This window comes from Pseudoxanthomonas wuyuanensis, assembly GCF_900215535.1.
In the GTDB taxonomy this organism is placed as follows: Bacteria; Pseudomonadota; Gammaproteobacteria; order Xanthomonadales; family Xanthomonadaceae; genus Pseudoxanthomonas_A; species Pseudoxanthomonas_A wuyuanensis.
Window position 1 is genome coordinate 1 of record NZ_OCND01000026.1, and the last position, 2430, is coordinate 2430.

The 2430-nt window shown below is 52.4% G+C and carries 3 protein-coding genes; 1 reads left to right on the top strand and 2 read right to left on the bottom strand.

Annotation, left to right across the window (positions count from 1 at the left end; genetic code table 11):
• Positions 1-206, top strand: a 206-nt coding sequence (locus CRO39_RS21120; protein ID WP_217991850.1) for a hypothetical protein, incomplete at its 5' end; no start/stop codon positions are given.
• A 329-nt stretch (positions 207-535) separates the two neighbouring features.
• Here the strand turns inward: CRO39_RS21120 and CRO39_RS20695 are convergent.
• Positions 536-1168, bottom strand: a complete 633-nt coding sequence (locus tag CRO39_RS20695; protein WP_141400888.1) for an RHS repeat-associated core domain-containing protein — start codon at positions 1166-1168, stop codon at positions 536-538.
• A complete protein-coding gene (locus CRO39_RS20165) occupies positions 1165-2031 on the bottom strand; it encodes a transglutaminase family protein (RefSeq protein ID WP_162125986.1) in 867 nt (288 codons plus the stop codon). The genes CRO39_RS20695 and CRO39_RS20165 overlap by 4 nt, the downstream gene beginning before the upstream one ends.
• Between the last annotated feature and the right edge of the window lie 399 nt (positions 2032-2430).

Here is a 2430-nt window from a genome sequence, read left to right on the forward strand (position 1 = left end):
GCAGCAGCGTGCACTCGGACGGGATGCTTTCCGCAGCATGGTCGAAGCCAAGACCCTACGGTTTGCAGGCGTTCGACCCGCTCACCGCCCACGAAGGCAGCCCGCTGCGACAGATAAGTGAACCTGACCCCGTTTTTCCTGACCCCGTTTTTCCACTCTTTCTTTATCGTTCTATAGATGCAAAGCAGCGTAATAAAATTTCCTAGTAAAACCTGTGTTATCGCTATTTGATTGATAAACAAGGAAATTGTCATCTACGCGATCAATCAGGAAAACATAGTAGATAATACCATCGCCATTTCTTATGAGTTTGAGAAATGAGACGGACTTACCCACCGTGCTCTTCGCGTCAGAAATGGCAGCGGACACCAGATCCTGGTTGACGTTAGCTTGGAGAACATCATTGCCAGAAAGCTGTGATGAAACGGGTTTGGTCATGGGCACCGAAATAACCAACTTATCTTCTGATGCACAAGCGCTCATCAGAAAGAACATGCTTATGCATACGAAAACTATGCGTCGCCCTGAGTATCCATCAATTTCTAAGTTCATTTCCAGTCCCTTGCCTATACTTCAGTTCTGCATCGATGGCTTTTTCTTCGCTGCGCATTTTCCCAGTATCAGGGTTGATTGACCTATCGATAGTTCCTTGGTCTTTATCAAAGCCATGGCCAGTATATTCGTGGGAGAAAACTTCGCCCGGCCCACTAACAACACCGTTCGCCGATGTGATCGTTTGAGCTGGATCAAAGTAAGTTACGGAACCGGTCCCCACTCCATTTGATTCGTCCGCGAGCGTTCCGCCTTCGCCAACATTGGCAGGCGAATTGGGAACTTTTGGGTTTTCGGATGCGGGGACAATTCTGTGGATATTGGTAGATTTATCCATCGTTTCAATCCTGGATTTTAGCTCAGGGTTTGCATTTGAAACGTCGTCCCGAACCGACTTAACCTGTTGTTTATACTTCTCGTCGCCCTCAATCACGGATATACGGCCATCGGGATCAGTGAACTTGTAAGGGTTGTTGTTTCCGTAGTAGTAGCGATTGAAGTTGGTCCCTTTGTTGGATTCAGCCTTCACTGGATCAACAGAAACGAAGCGGGCATGTACGCTGCTCGTTGCTAGCAGCAAAGCGAGTCCTAGCGTTGGATACGTCCTTCTACTCATAGTTGCTCCCTTTGCCCATTCTGGCGCTGGATGGATTGTAGATACTTTTCTTCTTGCTCGGGTGTCTGTGGCGCCCAGCCCAGTTGCTTCGCCTTGGCGAACCAAGCCAGATTTTCTCTGCTCAACCGCTGGAAATCGGCCCGTTCGTTTTGGGGGATATCTTCCGCGCGCGGATATTTGCGAACATAGCGATCCTGGAGTTGCAGGTAGTAGGCATTCGCCTTCTGAACCATCGCCACCGTATCCTTTGGATTGGCGGCTAGCGCCATTTCAGCAACGGCCAGCAGATCGTCTCCGCGTTGCTGGGCCGCGTATTGCTCCATCAAGGTACTGGCCATGACGCCAACCGCTTCTCGTGGGCTCAGTGGACGCAAGTAGATTTCGTGTTGGATGGCAAGTGGCGTGATTCCTGTCTCGCGCTCGTAGCTGCTATCGGCCTTGAATCCACCTGCGGTTGCTTCGACATTGAGCCAGCGACCCTCATCGTCAACGAACTTGACCATGACATGACCAGGCGCAGTGGCCAACGTCATGATCAAGCCCAAACGCTGCCCCAGGACGGCGATCAGAACCGGCATGGACACGCAGTTTCCCTTGCGCGTGATCAAATAAGTGGCCAGCAGTTTGTTTTGTCGGTTCTTGCCGAAAGGGTCGTTTAGATCGTAAGAGAATGGCCTATTGTCATTCCAAGGGCTCGGCCTATAGAGCGTGTCCAGCAGCACTTCCAGCTCAGCACGCTTGGTAAGCCCGGCGGGCGTACGACGCTTGACGGCAGTCGTCAATTGGTCGAGTTCACGCAACACTGCACCCGCGTCAATCGTCGGATCGATCAGGCGATCAATCGTAAGTTTGGCACCGGCCAAGTCAACCCGATCCTCCGGCATCTGAAACAACCCCCGGAGCGGCGCAAGCTGACTACCATGTTGCGACGATACGGCAATACTCGCACTCGAAAACCCTAGTGCGAGGATGGCAACAAATGTGAGAAACAATGGCCGCATTTCCTATGCCCCATGTCTTTAGGGCGATGCTAGCCACCGGCTGGAGCATTGTCCATCTGGTTTTTCCGTTCGCGTCCAACCTGAAGCACTCAACGAAAAGGGCGGCCATTCAGCCGCCCTCTCTCACATTAGCGCGCTTCCGATGATCAAACCCCAACCGGGTTCGCCTTCTCCACATCAATCTTGTACTGCTTGATGGCGCGGGCCACGTCCTTGCCGGTCATCTTGCCTTCCTTGGCCAGCGCGGCGATGGCGGCGTGG

Excerpts from the sequence above, each read along its gene's own strand:
- CRO39_RS20695 (WP_141400888.1), bottom strand. The coding sequence starts at position 1,168 with ATGAGTAGAAGGACGTATCCAACGCTAGGACTCGCTTTGCTGCTAGCA.